This window comes from Candidatus Krumholzibacteriia bacterium (assembly GCA_035268685.1).
In the GTDB taxonomy this organism is placed as follows: Bacteria; Krumholzibacteriota; Krumholzibacteriia; order JAJRXK01; family JAJRXK01; genus JAJRXK01.
Genome location: DATFKK010000104.1, coordinates 36,268 through 52,589, shown reverse-complemented (window position 1 = coordinate 52,589; position 16,322 = coordinate 36,268). Strand labels below are relative to the sequence as shown.

13 protein-coding genes are annotated in these 16,322 nt (G+C 69.5%); 8 read left to right on the top strand and 5 right to left on the bottom strand.

Going from position 1 to position 16,322, the window contains the following annotated elements; translation table 11 throughout:
- Positions 1–342: 342 nt before the first annotated feature.
- The 5 genes from VKA86_10130 (at position 343) to speE (ending at position 4,847) form a co-directional block, all read left to right on the top strand.
- Positions 343–1,143 carry an enoyl-CoA hydratase/isomerase family protein gene (locus tag VKA86_10130; protein HKK71564.1) on the top strand — a complete coding sequence of 267 codons (801 nt, stop codon included), beginning with the start codon at positions 343–345 and terminating at the stop codon, positions 1,141–1,143.
- A gap of 10 nt (positions 1,144–1,153) precedes the next feature.
- Complete coding sequence (locus VKA86_10125) at positions 1,154–1,909, top strand: enoyl-CoA hydratase/isomerase family protein (GenBank protein HKK71563.1); 756 nt, start codon at positions 1,154–1,156, stop codon at positions 1,907–1,909.
- Between the two features lie 6 nt (positions 1,910–1,915).
- Positions 1,916–3,004, top strand: coding sequence for an alanine--glyoxylate aminotransferase family protein (locus tag VKA86_10120; GenBank protein HKK71562.1), 1,089 nt, complete (start codon positions 1,916–1,918; stop codon positions 3,002–3,004).
- A 416-nt stretch (positions 3,005–3,420) separates the two neighbouring features.
- The gene (gene speD / locus VKA86_10115; protein HKK71561.1) at positions 3,421–3,906 is read left to right on the top strand and encodes an adenosylmethionine decarboxylase; all 486 of its coding nucleotides are present in this window, start codon (positions 3,421–3,423) and stop codon (positions 3,904–3,906) included.
- Positions 3,903–4,847 carry a polyamine aminopropyltransferase gene (speE, locus tag VKA86_10110; protein HKK71560.1) on the top strand — a complete coding sequence of 315 codons (945 nt, stop codon included), beginning with the start codon at positions 3,903–3,905 and terminating at the stop codon, positions 4,845–4,847. The genes speD and speE overlap by 4 nt, the downstream gene beginning before the upstream one ends.
- Here speE and VKA86_10105 read toward each other — a convergent pair.
- The 3 genes from VKA86_10105 to VKA86_10095 are packed head-to-tail and all read right to left on the bottom strand — an operon-like array spanning position 4,841 to position 8,432.
- Positions 4,841–6,853: a hypothetical protein gene (locus VKA86_10105; protein HKK71559.1), complete on the bottom strand. Its 2,013-nt coding sequence runs from the start codon at positions 6,851–6,853 to the stop codon at positions 4,841–4,843. The genes speE and VKA86_10105 overlap by 7 nt on opposite strands.
- Positions 6,853–7,329, bottom strand: coding sequence for a hypothetical protein (locus VKA86_10100; GenBank protein HKK71558.1), 477 nt, complete (start codon positions 7,327–7,329; stop codon positions 6,853–6,855). The genes VKA86_10105 and VKA86_10100 overlap by 1 nt, the downstream gene beginning before the upstream one ends.
- Positions 7,326–8,432 carry a glycosyltransferase gene (locus VKA86_10095; protein HKK71557.1) on the bottom strand — a complete coding sequence of 369 codons (1,107 nt, stop codon included), beginning with the start codon at positions 8,430–8,432 and terminating at the stop codon, positions 7,326–7,328. The genes VKA86_10100 and VKA86_10095 overlap by 4 nt, the downstream gene beginning before the upstream one ends.
- Positions 8,433–8,594: 162 nt before the next feature.
- Here VKA86_10095 and VKA86_10090 point away from each other — a divergent pair, with 162 nt between their 5' ends.
- A complete protein-coding gene (locus VKA86_10090) occupies positions 8,595–9,485 on the top strand; it encodes a diacylglycerol kinase family protein (protein ID HKK71556.1) in 891 nt (296 codons plus the stop codon).
- Here VKA86_10090 and VKA86_10085 read toward each other — a convergent pair.
- Positions 9,479–11,248 carry a hypothetical protein gene (locus VKA86_10085; GenBank protein HKK71555.1) on the bottom strand — a complete coding sequence of 590 codons (1,770 nt, stop codon included), beginning with the start codon at positions 11,246–11,248 and terminating at the stop codon, positions 9,479–9,481. The genes VKA86_10090 and VKA86_10085 overlap by 7 nt on opposite strands.
- Positions 11,249–11,391: 143 nt before the next feature.
- Between VKA86_10085 and VKA86_10080 the strand changes: the two genes are divergently transcribed.
- Together VKA86_10080 and VKA86_10075 are read left to right on the top strand one after the other, a co-directional pair.
- Complete coding sequence (locus VKA86_10080) at positions 11,392–12,636, top strand: HDOD domain-containing protein (protein HKK71554.1); 1,245 nt, start codon at positions 11,392–11,394, stop codon at positions 12,634–12,636.
- Between the two features lie 510 nt (positions 12,637–13,146).
- Positions 13,147–13,893 (top strand): hypothetical protein, encoded by a 747-nt coding sequence (locus tag VKA86_10075; protein HKK71553.1) that lies wholly within the window; start codon positions 13,147–13,149, stop codon positions 13,891–13,893.
- Between the two features lie 16 nt (positions 13,894–13,909).
- Here VKA86_10075 and VKA86_10070 read toward each other — a convergent pair whose 3' ends face one another.
- The gene (locus tag VKA86_10070) at positions 13,910–16,033 is read right to left on the bottom strand and encodes a glycosyltransferase family 39 protein (protein HKK71552.1); all 2,124 of its coding nucleotides are present in this window, start codon (positions 16,031–16,033) and stop codon (positions 13,910–13,912) included.
- Between the last annotated feature and the right edge of the window lie 289 nt (positions 16,034–16,322).

Sequence of the window (16,322 nt, the reverse complement as noted above, 5' to 3'; positions counted from 1 at the left end):
GGGCGCTTGAGCCAGTAGGTGGTGGAGAATGTCTGCGCGGAGAAACACCGGCCACATGTCCTGCATACCGCACGCGGGACACGTCGACCGTCACCGGGGCGGACATAGGAGCCACGGCGATGGAAGGGCCACGGGCCGCCGGAATGATTGTGGTACTTGCAGTTACGGTTGGGGCAGTGGGGAGGCGTCCAACCGTTCGTCGGTCGATTGGTACGCATGACCCCGGATCCTTGCGAATCCGGGGCCATGAACAATCATCGAGGCACAACCAACTGGATTCGGAGGGGTGTCGACGGTAGCCTGAACGGATCGCCCGCACACCCCCCCACCCCAGGTCCCCGCATGCGCAACCTCGAATGGGTCCGACGCGACGGCGTCGTCGAACTGATTCTCGTCCGCGGTCGTGGCAACGCGCTGGACGGTGTGTTGCTCCGCGAGCTCGAGCGTGTCTTCGACGATCTCGATGGCGACGCTGCGCCGCCGGTGGTGATCCGAGCCGAGGGGACGTCGTTCTGCACCGGACTCGACCTGGAGGACGCTGCTCGTCACGATCGGGGGGGAATGCGTGAACTCATGATCGCCTTCCACCGTGCTCTGGCCGCTGCCTTCGCGCATCCGGCACCCACGATCGCGGCGATCGGTGGACACGCTCTCGCCGGCGGGGCACTTCTGGCCTTCTGTGCCGACGTGCGGCTGATGGCCCACGGAGCCGGGCGTTTCGGTGTGCACGGGGTGCAGCTGGGAGTTGCCTATCCCGACGCGGCGGTGGAGGTTCTGCGCCACCAGCTGGCGCCACGGCCCCGGCAGAGCCTGCTGTACGAAGGACGGCTCCACACCGACGCGGGCGCCTACGAACTCGGTTGGATCGACGAACTCGTCGAGTCCGACCGGCTGGTCGAGCGCGCCCGGGAGCGTGCAGGTGCGCTGAACGCGCCGTCGGCCGGCGCCTTCGCAGCGACCAAGGCCAGGCTCCGGCGACCCGCGATCGAGCGACTGCGCTCGATCGACACCGGCGGCATGGATCGCTGGCTCGATCGCTGGTTCGCGCCCGATACGGTGGCGCGGCGTGAAGAAGCCCTGATCGCACTGCGCGAACGACGAGGAACCCGGCCGGGCGAGAATCCGGCCCACCACGAGGATTGAGGAGAACTCGATGATCGAACGCACCACCCATGGCGACGCCCGTGTCCTGACCCTTCGCCACGGTCCGGCGAACGCCCTCGACACCGATCTGCTCGGCGCGCTGGTCGCCACACTCGGCGAGGAAGCCGCCCAGCCACACCGAGGTCTGATCCTCACCGGCCATGGCTCGATGTTCAGCGCGGGCCTCGACCTGTTGGCGCTGGAGAACGCCGACCGCGAGGAGATCGCACGGTTGGTGCAGGCGCTCGGCGATGCACTGGTGGCCCTCTTCGACCACCCGCGTCCGACCATCGCTGCGATCAACGGTCACGCCGTGGCCGGAGGCGCTCTGCTCGCGCTGGCCTGCGACCAGCGGATCATGGCCGAGGGCAAGGGCAAGATCGGCCTGACCGAGAGCCAGCTCGGATTGATCGTGCCGCCGTCGAACATCGAGATGCTGCGGTATCCGTTGCCGCGTCCGGTGCTCGAGAAGGTCGTGTACGGAGGCGCCCTCTACCCGACGTTCAAGGCGCAGGACATGGGACTGGTCGACACGGTGGTCGAGCCCGAGGAGCTCTTGGACCAGTGTCTCGAGGAGATCGTGACGTGGACGCCGAGCGAGGCCGCCTTCGCCGACATCAAACGGCGCCTGCACGCCCCGACGCTCGAGGCCATGGAACGGGCGAGGCCCGACGACGCCGATTTCGTCGACCGCTGGTTCGACGAAACGACGCAGGCGGCGATCGGCGCCGCGATCGAGAAGTTGCGGGCTCCACGCGGCGGTTGAATCATCGTGCGCCCACCCACACCGTCGCATCCCGTCCTCTTGATTCCCGGTCCGACCGAGGTGCACGCCGACGTCGCGGCCGCTGCGACCAGTCCGATGATCGGCCATCGGGGTGCGGCGAGCCGTGCCCTGATCCGCGACGTGAGCACACGCGTCGGGCGCATGATCGGTACCAGGGCGGCGGTCCTGCCGCTCGGGTGCTCGGCCACGGGCGCCATGGAAGCGACCATGCGCAATCTCGGTACCGGTCCGGTGCTCCACTGCGTGAACGGCGCCTTCTCCGCGCGCTGGTCGGCGGTCCGGGAGGCCTGCGGGCTCGAGGGGGACCATCTCGAGGTCGAGTGGGGAGAGCCGATCACACCCGCGGCGCTCGACGGGGCCCTGAACCGCCGCCGTTACACGGCGGTCACGGTGGTGCACAGCGAGACCTCGACAGGGGTGCTCAATCCCCTGCCCACGCTGGCCGAAGTGGTTCGTCGTCACGACGACACGCTGTTCCTCGTGGACGCGGTCACCTCGATGGCCGCCGTCGAACTGTGTCTCGACGCGTGGGGCGTCGACGTGTGCTTCGCGGGATCGCAGAAGGCCCTGGCGCTCCCGCCCGGGCTGACACTCTGCTCGGTGTCCGAACGAGCGGTCGAACGGGCCCGGACCGCCGCGGGTCGCGGCTTCTACTTCGACTTCGTGCGCCATACGGAAGCCCTGGGTCGCGACGAGACCCCGGCCACGCCGCCTCTCTCCTTGCTCTACCAGCTACGAGCCGAGCTCGACCGTATCGACACCGAGACTCCGGACGCGCGCTACGAGCGGCACCAACGGCTGCAGGCCCGGGTCGAGGAGTGGGCCGCCGGCCGCTTCGACTTCCTGCCCCGCGCGGGATTCCGCAGCCCGATCGTGAGTGTGGTCCGCTACGATGGTTTCGACGTGGCGGCCACGCTCGCCGCCATGCGCGAGCGCGGTTGGTGGATCGGGGCCGGATACGGTCAGACCCGGGATCGGTACCTGCGGATCGGCCACCTCGGCGAGATCGACGAGGCCACGCTCGAGGACGCACTTCACGATCTCGATGCGTGTTCGGTGCCCGCGTCGTCTTGACAACGCCGGATCGACGTTCCTACCCTGTGCTGCTGCAGAACGGCGGGTCCGCTGCGCTTCTGCGGAAGCGCTCGACGGTCCGGGAGGTTCGTTTCCAGGCCGGTCGTCCGATCGGCTCCACCCTGCCGTCGTAGCCGGTCTTCCTCCGGGGTCCGACCCGGGCGCTACCTCGACAGGGGGGACTGGTCCGCCCCTCCGCGTGCCCCGCGCACCGGAGCTCTCGCCAGTCCTGAATCGCACTCCGTGAACAACGGAATCGCCGCCGGCGTCGCCGGCGGTCACACGGAAGGGGAGTCGACTGGCGATTCCTCACGCGTCCCCGCGGCCGGAAATGACGCTCCGGTCGCCTCGAGCCTCGCCGGAGCGATCCGGCATTGCGCTCGCACGCAGGTGCGGGCCGTCGGGGAGAGTGATAGTTGAAGACCATCGGGCGCCATCTGATCGCCGAGTACTACGACTGCGATTTCCACGTTCTCGACGACGTCGACACGGTGCGCCGCGCCATGCTCGACGCCGCCACCGCCGTCGGTGCGACCGTCATCGGCGAGGCCTTCCACCGTTTCGAGCCGCAGGGTCTGAGCGGCACGGTCGTGATCGCCGAGTCGCACCTGTCGATCCACACCTGGCCGGAGAACGGCTACGTGGCGGTCGACATCTACACCTGTGGTGGTCTCGATCCGCGCCGGGGCTTCGAGCTCCTGGCGCAACGGTTGCGGGCCGGCAGCAGTCGGGTGCAGGAGATCCTGCGGGGCCTGCCCGAGGACTTCGACGCCGAACAGACCATCGCCGCCGACGACGTGCAGGTGATCACCCGCACCGCACCGCTGCACGAGTACGTGCCGGCGAAGACCGAGACGGTGACGCCCGGGAGCACCGCCCGGCGTCAGGGTGCGGCGGCGTGAACGACGGATCGTCGCGCGACGACGACGTCCGCATGACCCCGAACACCGGCGGTCTGCGCGACGGTTGGTTCGTGGAAGAGGACCAGGGCTCGACACGCTTGTCGTTGCGGGTCGACGAGCACCTGCACTCGGAGCGCAGTCCGTACCAGAAGATCGACGTGTACCGGTCGGGCTTCCACGGCGTCTTCCTCACGCTCGACGACCTGATGATGGTCACCGAGCGCGACGAGTTCGTGTACCACGAGATGCTCACGCACGTGCCGCTCAGCACGATGCAGTCGCCGCGCTCGGTCCTCGTGATCGGTGGGGGCGACTGCGGCTGCGTGCGCGAGGTGCTACGGCACCCGAGCGTCGAGCGGGTGGTGCAGTGCGAGATCGACGAGCGCGTCACCCGAGTCAGCGAGCGCTTCTTCGACTGGGTGCCCGCGGTGGTGGCCGATCCGCGCGTGGAACTCGTCTTCGACGACGGCGTCGCCTACGTGGAGGACCACGCCGACTCCTTCGACCTGGTCATCGTCGACTCGACCGACCCCATCGGTCCGGCGGTGGGTCTGTTCCAGGAGGACTTCTACGCGAAGGTTCGCCGGTCACTGCGTCCCGGCGGCGTGATGTGCGCGCAGACCGAGTCGCCCTTCGCCAACGCGAAGGTGATCGGGGCGATCGAGTCGCAGATCCGCGCGGTCTTCGACGTCACGGAGCTGTACTGGGGCAGCATCCCGACCTATCCGGCGGGTACCTGGAGCTGGACCTGGGCCAGTGGGGACCGACGTCCCGGTCCTCCGGTGGACGACGTGCGCGCGAGCGCCCTGGAGTCGAGCACGCGGTACTGGAATCGCCGGATCCAGACCGCGTGCTTCGCGCTGCCGAGTTTCCTGCGCAGAGCCATCGAGGGAACCGATCCCTTCGCCCGCTTCTCCGCGGGCGACGGCGTGGATCAGTAGACGAGGAAGTACAGATCGGCGTCGACGGGGGTGAGGCCGAGGATCGCGTCTCCCTCGGGGTAGAGATCACCGGGCTCACGGGGATCGTCGTCGCTGCGCCAGTCCAGGCGGACTTCGTCGCTCGGGGTCTCGAGCGCCTCGATCAGGATCGCGAGGTCACGATCCGCGCTGTCGGGGACGGGGTACTCGACGAAGACGACCTCGCCGTCCTGCTCGATCACCGTCTCGACGTCCTCGGACTCGAGCAGGGTGTCGTACTCGCCGCCCACCCTTTCCCAGACGTTGACCCGGAGCCGGAGGGCGACCCCGTTCGCATTGGTTCGCGCGCGGAAGGCGAAGCCTTCGACGTCACGACCGTGGGTGCGGAATCCCTGACCCACGGTGAACTCCTCGCGCAGGGCGGGGCTGCGGTCGTTCGACACCGTCAGCTCGACCATCGGGAGCTGGTTCGCCATACGGTCGTTGCCGGGCCGGACTCTGCGGGCCGGGCCGAGCACCCGGAGGTTCTCGTCGCCGGCGAGCACGCGTCCGATCAGGCGGTAGTCCTCGCGGAGATGATTCCAGGTGTCGGGAATCGCCTCGATCATGTTGTGCCCGAGCAGCGGACGGGAGAACCCGAACAGAACGTAACGGGGCGGACGATCACGGAGCGACCGGACGGCGACGGCGTCGGCGGTCGCACCCTCGGGCACGTCGACGAAGGGCGTGGCCGGTTCGGTCCCGAGCAGCCAGTGGACTCCGGGCAGGGCAGGCCAAACGAGCAGGCTCTCGCGGGTTCCGGGATCGAGGACCTGGCCCATCGATGCCAGACGGTGGATGCGCGCTGCGTCGAGGTCCACGCCCGCCCGCGCGTTCTCGTGGTAGGTGCGCAGCCCTTCACGGTCGCGATTCGCGGCCATCCAGACGGGTTCGAGGGCCAGCGGGGCGAGCAGGAGCGCGCCGACCACAGCGAGCACCCGGACGCGGCCACCGGGCACGACGGCGAGCGCGCCGAGGACCACCATCGGTGCGGCTGCACGGAAGCTGGGCACGTCGCCGCGCAGGAGAAGGACCAGCACGGCCGCCAGCACGAAGCCCGCGCCCCACCGGACCCGTGGGACCGATCGATGGCTGACGAGGCGTGCCATCGCCAGGACGGTCGAGGCGACGACGGCGAGTACGATACCCCGCAGAGCGAGGGCACGGGTCGTCTCGTGACCCGGCCACGCCGGACCCAGGGCCTCGCCGGTCGCTCGCAGACCGGCGAAGGGCAGGTCCAGCCAGGTGGCGTTCCAGGCGTTCCGCGCGAAGCGCAAGGGGTCGACGGTCTCACCCATCGTGGCGAGCGGCACCGAGAAGCTCTGTCGCAGCGCGATGCCCGGCTCCGCAGCCAGGGCCGTCGACACGAGGGCGAGTCCGAGCACCGCGACGACACCCAGGGCGAAGCCCGCGGGTCGGCGGTCCCGACCGATGCCCGATGCGGTCCAGGCAGTCAGGACGACCGTCAGCGCCACCGGACTCCAGCGCGGGTCGATCAGGAACAGCGCTCCCACGCCGATTCCGGCCACCGCCGCGGCGATCGTGGGCCATCGGGGGTGGGCCAAGGTTACGGTTCCGGCCACGATCCACCCCACCAGAGCGGGGGTTGGAAGCGCCAAAGCGGCGATCATCGCCACGAAGACTGCGCCGCCGGCGGTGACGCCCAGTCGGCGGACGGCGATGCCCACGGCCGCCGCGACGGCAAGACCGTGGGCGGTCGCGCGCAGCGTGGCCAGGGCGAAGGCCGACTCGCCGAAGACGCGCATCCAGGCGGCGAGTACGTGATAGCGCAAGGAAGGGTCGCCGGTCCGCAGGTTCGAGTGCAGGTCCTCGCCATCGAGCAGGATCCGTGTGCCCAGCAGCCACAAGCCCTCGCCCTGCAGGTCCAGACCCTGGCGCAGGAAGCCGAGTGCCACGACGAAACCCAGCACCGCGGCGCCCGCGGCGGTGAGGAAGGTCGTCCGGCCTCCGGCGTGTCTCTCGTTCATCACGGGACCTCGGCGTCGGGATCGTCCTCGCCCAGGGCCCGTCGTCGACGGTCGATCGCCGCGGCCGCCTCGCCCGCGTCGACCAGGCCCACGTACACGTCGCCGCCGCGGGTGTGCAGCAGCAGCGTCTCCGGCGCACCCAGGCCGAAACGGCGACCTCCGGTGGGGTCACGTCGCCCGGCTCCCCACACGCGGGCGTCCGCGTCCACGCGCCAGTCCTCGACGTCGTCGAGTGCCAGCCGGATCCGCCGCCAGCCATTGCCCATGCGGATCTCGACGTCGCGGACCTCCACCCGGATCTCGACGCTGTGGGTGAGCAACAGGGAGAACGCCACCAGCAGCGCGACGACGAAGGCGGCGTCGGAGGCGCGGTCGGTGAGCAACGCGAAGGTGCACACGGCCAGGACCAGGAGCGCGGCCAGCACCCATCCGTGTGCGGCAGCCACCTGCCGGTAGGGGCGGTCGTCCGTGTTCATGATCCGGCGGGATCCTCGAGGATCTCGGCGTAGGCCGCGCGGGTGCGCTCGACGGTCGACCGCACGTCGAAGTCCTTCACCCGTTGCCGCGCTCCGTGTGCCAGGCGTTGGCGCAGGGCGGCGCTCGCCTGCAGCTCGACCATGGTGTCGGCGATCGCATCGACGGCGCCCACCGGACACAGCCGGCCGCTCTCCCCGTCGACCACGGCGTCGACGATGCCTCCGGCGCGGGTGGCAAGCACGGGCCGGCCGGCGGCCATGGCGTCGAGGATGCTCGTCCCCAGCCCTTCCTTCTTGGAGGTGAGCACGAAGATGTCGAATGCGGCCAGGCGGGGCAACACGTCGTGGGTGAAGCCAGGGAACGAGACCACGTCGTCCAGGCCGAGTTCGCGTCGCTGGGCCTCCAGGGGTCCTCGCAGCTCGCCTTCGCCGATCACGACGAGTCGTCCCGACCCCCCGCGATCGCGGAACCGTGCGAAGGCACGCAGCAGTGTGGACTGGTCCTTGTGGTCGGCCAGGGCCGCGATGCTGCCGAACAGGAGTTCGCCGGGTTCCAGCCCCAGCGAACGCTTCCAGTCGTGGTCGGGCTCGAGGTTCTCGAAGCGTGTGAGATCGATGCCGCTCGGCACGCGCCGGATCCGAGCGTCTTCGATCCCGGCGCGACGCAGTTCCTGCTCGACGGCACTGCTGATCGCCAGGTAGCGGCTGACCCGTCGGCTGCGGTACTTGCGGCCGCTCCACCACGTCCGCGCCACGGGGAAGTCGACGCGGCGCGACACCACGACGGGACTCCGCGCGCCGAGACGATGGGCCCACAATGCGAGCTCGTGGGCGTGCGAGGTGTGGGCGTGGAGAATGGACTGCGGATGGTCGCCGACGATGCGGGCCAGGGTCCGGGCCACCACGAGGTCGTGCGCGCTCATGTGCTCGAGCGCGTAGTGGGGGAGTCTCTCCTCTAGCAGGCGCTCGTGCAGGGCCGAGCCCTGGCGGCACACCACACGCGAGTCGACGTCGGCCGCGCGCAGGCCCTGGTGCAGGTAGAGGACCTGCTGCTGGCCACCGCGCCAGCTGGTGGCGTCGTCGAGATGGAGGATCGGGCCCAAGATCGAAGAGCGTGCCGGCACGCGGCTCGCGGGTCGCGAGGAGGTACGGACGGAGCCGACAACCTAAGACCCCGCCGCCCGAGCAGCGACCAGATGCGATCCGGCGTTGCCCCGGACCGTTCCCGAGTCGATCGTATCTCCGTCACTCGACGGGGGAAGCCCATGACCGCGACCACCTCGGCCCTGGTGGTGATCAATCCGGTGGCCGGAGCCCATGCGCAGCGCGTGCTGGAACGGGACCGACTCCGCCGCGCCCTGGAGCGCGCGGGGCTCGAACCCGTCTGGCACGAGACCACGCCCGAGCGCGGGGCCGATCGCATCATCGCCGAACATCCCGGCGACGAGCCGGTCGTCGTGATCGGGGGCGACGGAACGGTGCAATCGGCCGCCCGCGAACTCGTCGGCGGGTACCGGCCACTCCTGGTGGTCCCGCGGGGCAGCGGGAACGTCCTGGCCCAGCGGATGTCGCTGTCCCCGCGACTCGATCGAGCCCTGGCCACCTTGCGCCACGGCGAGGTACGGCGCGTCGACGTCGGGACGCTCGGCGGCGAGCCCTTCGTGCTGGGCGTCGGAATGGGACTCGATGCCCGCGTGATCCGCGAAGCCGACCGCCGTCTCAAGCAGCAGGTCGGCAAGCTCGCCTACCTGGTCTCGGTGGCGAGGAACCTTCCGGTGCAACACCACGACTTCGAGCTCGAGGTCGACGGCCACACGATCTCCGAGCGCGGCGCGTCGGTCATGGTCGCGAACTTCGGAACCATGATCGGCCCCTTCGTCTACCCCGAGAGTGCCGACGGGACCGACGGCCATCTCGACGTGGCGGTGATGAAGGCCCGGACCCTCGAGCAATCGATCAGCGTCCTCGCGGGTCCGCTCCTCCCGCGGGAACAGGCCGACAAGGGAGTCCGGGTGCACCGTGGGACGCACGTCCGCGTGCGCTGCGAGGACGACCTGGCGGTCCAGATCGACGGGGAGGATCGCGGCGACCACTGCGAGGTCGTGTGCGGGATGCGCGAGCGCAGTCTACCCGTGATCGTCCCGTCCGATCACTGATCGAAGCGCGGTGCCCGCAGCGGCACGTCGAGATCCCGCACCAGCTCCCGTCCCCGCACCTGCTCGTAGATCTGTTCGAACAGACGCAGGATCCGGCCGTCGGTCGGATCGGCCTCGGCGGCTTCCGCCAGTTCCCGGGCGAACACGGGAGCTTCGGCGTCCAGCTCCTCGGGGCGGATCGGCAGGTTCGCGGGGTCGAAGGCGAAGCGAACGCGCGTTCCCTGCTCGCTGATCACACTCCAGAGCTCGTGGCGAGCCCGCGCGAACTGCCCGCCGGCCACCGCGATCATCGCGGCGTAGATCCGCGCGTTGTCCGGCGGCCCGAGCGGGCGAAGGACGGCGTCCCCGGCATCGAGGAACACGAATCCGCCCCCCGGGACGTCGTCGATGTGGCCGATCCAGCGTGCGTCGAGCCGTTCGCCGGAGAGGATTCCGAGACCGCGATCGCCCTGCAGCGACAGGTAGATCGGGGTGCCGATGAACACGAGCCGGTCGCGAGAGGCCTCGGGGTCGGGCGGGTCGGCGGTGCGCGCGGCCTGGAGGACACCGATTGCCGTCGGCGACGGACGGGCCCGGCGCAGGTCGCTGATCTGCGCTCGTACGTCGGCGACGATCGAGCTACGACGGAGGATCGGATCGACCAGCAGGCCGTCCTCGCCCCGCGCGTGGACGCGCGCGGAGACACCGACGATCGAGGCGGCGCCCACGAGCACCGACGCGCCGACCAGCGCCGCCCCACGAGGTGTCGTCGACCGCAGTCGGCGGTCGATCCTCGGACCGATCTCCAGGCCGAAGATCGCTGCGACGGCCACGTTCGCGAGCAGCGCGTAGTAGGTGTACTGGTGGTCGCGCAGGACCACCGTCGGAGCGAGCGACACGAGGGCCAGCAGGCCGAGGAAGAGGACCCGGGGATCGTCCCGGCGGGCCCGCCGGACGGCGAGGACGCCGACCACGGCGAGAACCATCCCTCCCAGGATCCGCGCCAGCCATCCCGGCGGAATCGACCCCGGCCACGGCCACACCGCCCACCCCAGAGATCGCAGAAGGTTTCCGGCGACGTCGGCCACGCCCCCGAGGGCATAGGGATCGCCCGGTCCGTGCGCGAAGGCCGAGCGGATCTGCAGCGCGCCGATCACGGCGAGCATGGCCAGCGCGGTCACCACCAGTGCACGGCCTCGCCGCGTGGGTGCGGGCTCTTCGTCGACGAACCAGCGCGACGCCAGTGGCAGCAGAAGGAAGAGCCCGAGTGCGGGCTCCTTCGAGAGCACCGACAGGGCTGCCGCCACGCCGGCCGCCAGCGGCCGGATCCCGCGACCCGGCGTGATCCACAGGTCGAGGGCGACGAGCGCGAAGAGCACGGCCCACAGCTCCGCAGCGGCGCTCACCCACGCCACGGGGAGGACGGTGGTGGGGCCGAGGAGGGTCAGGAAGCCGGTCACGGCGGCACCCGCGTCTCCCGCGCCGAGCCGGTGGGCCAGGCGGGCCGCGAACACCGCGATCCCCAGCAACAGAATCAGCGAGAGCCCGTGGTACGGGCCGGGGTCGCTTCCGAAGGCCGGCCAGAGTGCCGACCACGTGACCGTGCTCGTCCACAGGCGGGGTGGCCAGCCCTCGACGTCGAGGATGCCCGCGGCCCGCGCCAGGCCGGCGAAGTCGTCCTGGGCGAAGTCGAACCCCACGGCCGGCAGATGGCTCACGACGGCCACGAAGGCCAAGAGCCAGAGCACCGCCGGTGCAGGGGAACGCGGAGGGGAGGACTGCACGGGAGCCACCGCCGGGCCTGCGGGAGGGGTCGAATCAGGGGCGAACGCGCCTGCAGTGTGGGGTCGGGGTCCCCTCGGCGCAAGCTTGGCACGCCAATGGCAGGCGTCGGGTGGGCTCTCGCGACCCGGAACCAGGACATGGGATGGACGCACCGACCGCATCGCAGAACGGCTCGTCACTCGCGAACGCCTTCGTCGCGCGTCAGGCGATCTTCGACCTGAAGCTCGACGTGGTCGGGTACGAGCTCCTCTTCCGCCAACAGGCGCACGACCAGGCCGCGCACTTCTCCGACCGCGACCAGGCCAGCGTCCGCGTGCTGCTCGACAGTTTCCTCGATCTGGGGCTCGATCAGCTCGTCGGCCAGTTGCCCGCGTTCCTCAACCTGACCCGAACTTTCTTCCTGTCGGCGCAGAACATGCCGCTTCCGCGCGACCGCGTGGTGCTCGAACTGCTCGAGGACGAGGTGGTCGACGCTCCGCTGATCGAGAGCATCCGCGGCTACGCCCAGAGCGGTTACCGGATCGCTCTCGACGACTTCGTCTACCAGCCGCACTTCGATCCGCTGCTCGAGATCGCCGACATCGTCAAGATCGACGTGCTGGCCCTGTCGCCCTCCGAGATCGCGGAACAGGTCCGGATGGTCCGGCCCTTCGACGTGGTCCTGCTGGCCGAGAAGGTCGAGACGACCGAGCACCTGGAGTTCTGCAAGGACCTGGGTTTCGACCTGTTCCAGGGCTACTTCCTGTGCCGGCCGAACGTGGTCGGCGGGCACCGGATCCCGGCCAACCGCCTGGCCACTCTGCGGCTGCTGGCCAAACTGCAGGATCCGCACGTCGAGATCGACACGCTCGAGCGGATCATCCGCGAAGACCTCTCGCTCAGCTACAAGCTGCTGCGTCTGATCAATTCGGCCTTCTACGGACTGCCACAGAAGGTCGAGTCGATCCGGCAGACGCTCGTGCTGCTCGGGCTGCACCACATCCGCGCGTGGGTCAGCCTTCTCACCCTGAGCGCTCTCGACGACAAGCCCGACGAGTTGATGGTCACGGCCATGGTCCGGGCGCGCATGTGCGAGCAGCTCGCCGACCGCGCCGGGGTGGCGAATCCCGACGTGTACTTCACGGCGGGACTCTTCTCGACCCTCGACGCCCTCCTGGACATGTCCATGGAGGACATCGTCGAGCAGTTGCCCCTGGCCAGCGATCTGAACACCGCCCTGCTGAATCGCGAAGGACGTATGGGACAGGCCCTCGAGTGCGTGGTCGCCTACGAACGCGGCGACTGGGAGAAGGTCGGATTCGGCCGGCTCGAGTCGTCAGAGATCCGAGGGGCGTACCTCGATGCCGTCGAGTGGTCGGCAACGGCCGGCCGGGAGATCGGTCTCTGAGCGCGGCCGCGTCCGTCGAGCGTTCCGCAACGGTACGCCTGGCGTACCTCCTCGTACGGTGACCCGAGGGACGATCGCGTAAGTCGTTGGTTTTCAATGCCGGGATCCGGTGGCACGGCTGCTGCTCCTGGTCGCGGGTGGAAGGACAGGAAGGGGGGCGGACCCATCGCTGGCGCGCGGGTCCGCTCCTTTTTTTCTGTGCCTCCGAGATTGTGCGTTCCGGTCGGACGGGGAGCAGCGCTCGCGTTCACGGTTTTCTTTCGCCTTTTTCGTCACGGTCCGGTGACGCTTGCGCTCGCGGGTCCGAAGCATCGGCCCGGTGTCGGGCGAGTGCACAATCTTCGAGCCACAACCCTCTGCAATCCCGGGGGGCTTCCCGTCGTGGTCACGAAAATGGTAACATCCTGACCACCTTGCTCCCCCCGGGACGGGCCCACCTCCGGATCTGTTCGACGGCGGCTCTCCCCGCCGATCGATCGCACCGGGGCCGGGCGTCCGGAAACGATGTCCATGCGCCGGCTCCCGACGCTCGCTCGGCTTCGCCACCGACAGGCCGTCACTCGCCTCGCCCTCGCCACTGCGTTCGTCGCCCTCGCGGCAGCCGCGCCTTCTCGGGCGCAGGACCTCGTGACGGTCGGCGACCGCACCGAGATGACGCAGGTCCCCGACGCCTCGAACTCGCCCTGGTCGCGGATCGGGACGGCGCACGCCTTCCTGCACGAGGGTACCCTGGTCTGCAACGACAACATGGGGGACGGGTTCATCGCCTTCCAGGGCATGCTTGGCCAACTGCAGGCCGAGCACGCCGTGGAGTTCCGGGCCGCGGTGAAGGTCCACAGCAACATCGGCGGTCAGGGCGCGGTGGTCGAGGTCAGTCGACCGGGACTGGAGCTCATCGTCCAGCTGCACCACGATCGCGTGGACGTGGCCGAACGCTCGGGGGGTGAGTTGCGGTGGGTTGCGTCGGCGCCCGCGTCCCTGGTCGACGAGCGGGTGTTGCGGATCCGCAAGAACTCGCGGATCGAGGACCCCGACGAGACACTCACCGTCTGGGTCGACGGTACCGAGGTCCTACGGGCGCGGGGGAACGGCTCGGGGACCCTCGGCGTCGGGCGGGTCGTCTTCGGATCGCTCGGCTACCAGTCGATGGGCGCGACGCAGTGGCGGTGGATCGAGCTCGATGCCGAGCCGCTGAGTGCCGACACGGTGGTTCCCACCGAGACGCGTTCGTTCGGGGCGCTCAAGAGCGAGTTCTGAGCGACGAGGTCGGAGCTCAGCGGCGATCTCCGCCGTCCATCGCCTCCAGACGACGACGGGCCCAGCGCGAAGCCGTTCCCTCGGTGTCGGCCTCGATGCAGCGGCGGTACCAGGTACGGGCCTCGTCCGACCGGCCCGTGCGTTCGGCCACGAAGCCGAGATTGCCCAGGGCGACCACGTTGCCGGGATCGCGTTCGAGCAGCGCCCGGAAGAGGGTCGTGGCTCGGCGGAGGTCGTCGGCATTCACGGCGGCGATCCCCGCACGCTCGATCCAGTACGGACGCAGGTCGGGCTCGGACGTCTCGCCGAGGATGCGGTAGTAGGTCATCGCCTGCCGATGACGTTCCTCGCGCTCGGCGTGCACCGCCACCTGTTCGGCGAACGCCAGGAAGTCGGGCGCGTGCACGCGCTCGGTCCACGCGCGGTAGTGCGAGGCGTCCGGCCGACCGTGTTCACGGATCAGCTGGCGCCGGCCCTGCTCCGTCCAGCGGTGCAGGGTGACGCGGGGACCGCGATGGTCGTCGCCGGGCGCGAAGTCGGCCGCCACCTCCATGTACTTCCTCAGGTCACGGTAGAACTCGACCTGCCGCGGGAAGCGTTCGGGCTCGCCCTCGTAGCGCCGCCGGACCGCACCCGAGGTGACCACGTAGTCGTAGGCCAGGAAGTGACGCAGGTCGTAGTAGTAGGCGGTCAGGTGTACCCGCGCCGAGTACATGGGCAGGAGCTGGTAGACGAAGAAGGGACGGTCGAAGAGGCGTTGCGCCTGGTCCTCGTCGAGTCGTTCGAAGATCGGCTGGTAGTCGTCGGTCGTTCTGGGATCTTCGAGCAGATGCGGGCCGTATCGTTCGGTGACGACGGTGGTGGTGTCGGGTCCGGCCTGGGCCGCGAACCAGTCGGCCGCTGCCTGTTGGGTACTGGTCCGCCCCTGGGCCTCGAGGAAACGTCCGACACCCTGCGCCGGCCACGCGAGGAGGAGCACGGCGACGACTGCGATCGCCGGCACGGGGTGTTCGGTGGTCCGGGGCCAGCGTTCGACGGCAGCACGGAGCGCGACCGCCGCCGACACCGCCAACGGCAGCACCAACGGCAGCATGTAACGATCGAACTGCGTGCTCAGCGATCCCATCACCAGGAAGTACGGCACGAAGGCCGCCAGCCACGCGATGTCTTCGGTGCCGCGACGTCGGGTCATGACGACGAGTCCGGCGATCGACAACGCGAACGCCGGCCAGCCCAGCGCGCGTGGGAGGACGCGCGTGAGGTAGTGGATGTAGCCCACCCCCTGCTCGGCGTGACCGAAGTGGCCGGCGCTCATGTGCATGAGCTGATAGGCGAGATCGCGCCGAAGCACCTCGAGGTTCGCGAAGGTGTAGGGGCTGGCCACGCAGAAGGTGAGCACGCTGGCCAGGGCCGCCCATCCCAGCCGCGCGTCGTCGAGGCCGAGGGCGGCGAGCGATCGCCCTTCACGTCGCAGGCGCACGAGATGCAGGACGTAGATGCTCACGCACAGCAGAACGGGCGTGTACTTGCTCGCGGCACCGAGTCCGGCCAGGATCGCGACCACCACGTAGTCGCGCGTGGAGCCGCGGGTGAGCACACGTGGCAACGCGAGCATCGCCAGGGCGGCGAGCATGGTGACCAGCGCGTCGGGCTCGATCATCTGCGCGTGGCGAACCATGACGGGGCTGATGCCCACGAGCAGAGCGGCCAGCGCCGCGCCCGGTGCGCTCAGCCCGAAGCGCCGTGCCCAGAACCAGGCCACGACCACCGGCACCGTCGACACGACGGCACTCAGGCCGCGCGACCACAGCATCAGGGGCGTGGGATCCAGCTGTTGCGAGACCCAGAAATCGAGCGGGCCGGCGAAGTCGCCGGTCAGTCGCCCCCACCCGTAATAGACGAATTGCCACAGGAGGTGGACGTAGAACGAGAGGGAGGGCCAGCCCGCGGTCTCGGGGTCCAGCTGGAAGGTTCCCGTCTCCCAGCCCCACATTCCGAAGGCCTTCTTCGTGGGAAGGGCCTCCTCCTCGATCGCCGGGAGGCTCCAATCCAGATGCACGAAACGCAGGGCCAATGCGGCGGTGGCCAGGGCCAGGACCCCGATCACTTCGGTGCGTGAAGGCCGTCCCTTGGGCGTCATGGTCGGGCGAACGGGACCCGGCGGGGGTCGACCGGACGGGGGGAGTCGTCGCGGACCGGGCTCGGGAAGAGGCGGACGGTTTCTCGCAACAATCTCCCATAATCGGTGTTGGTAAGGATCTGATCAACGATTTTGTGCAGATTCCTGGGGAGACGATCCGAAAACGCATTGACACCCACCCCACTCGTACTACCGTGTCGCGCTTGAACGACCGGAAAGGGCTCTCGGCGCTCGGCGCGTTGTCCCGACCTGGTCATGTCGCCGGCGAAGAAGCGGTCGGAACGAGGGA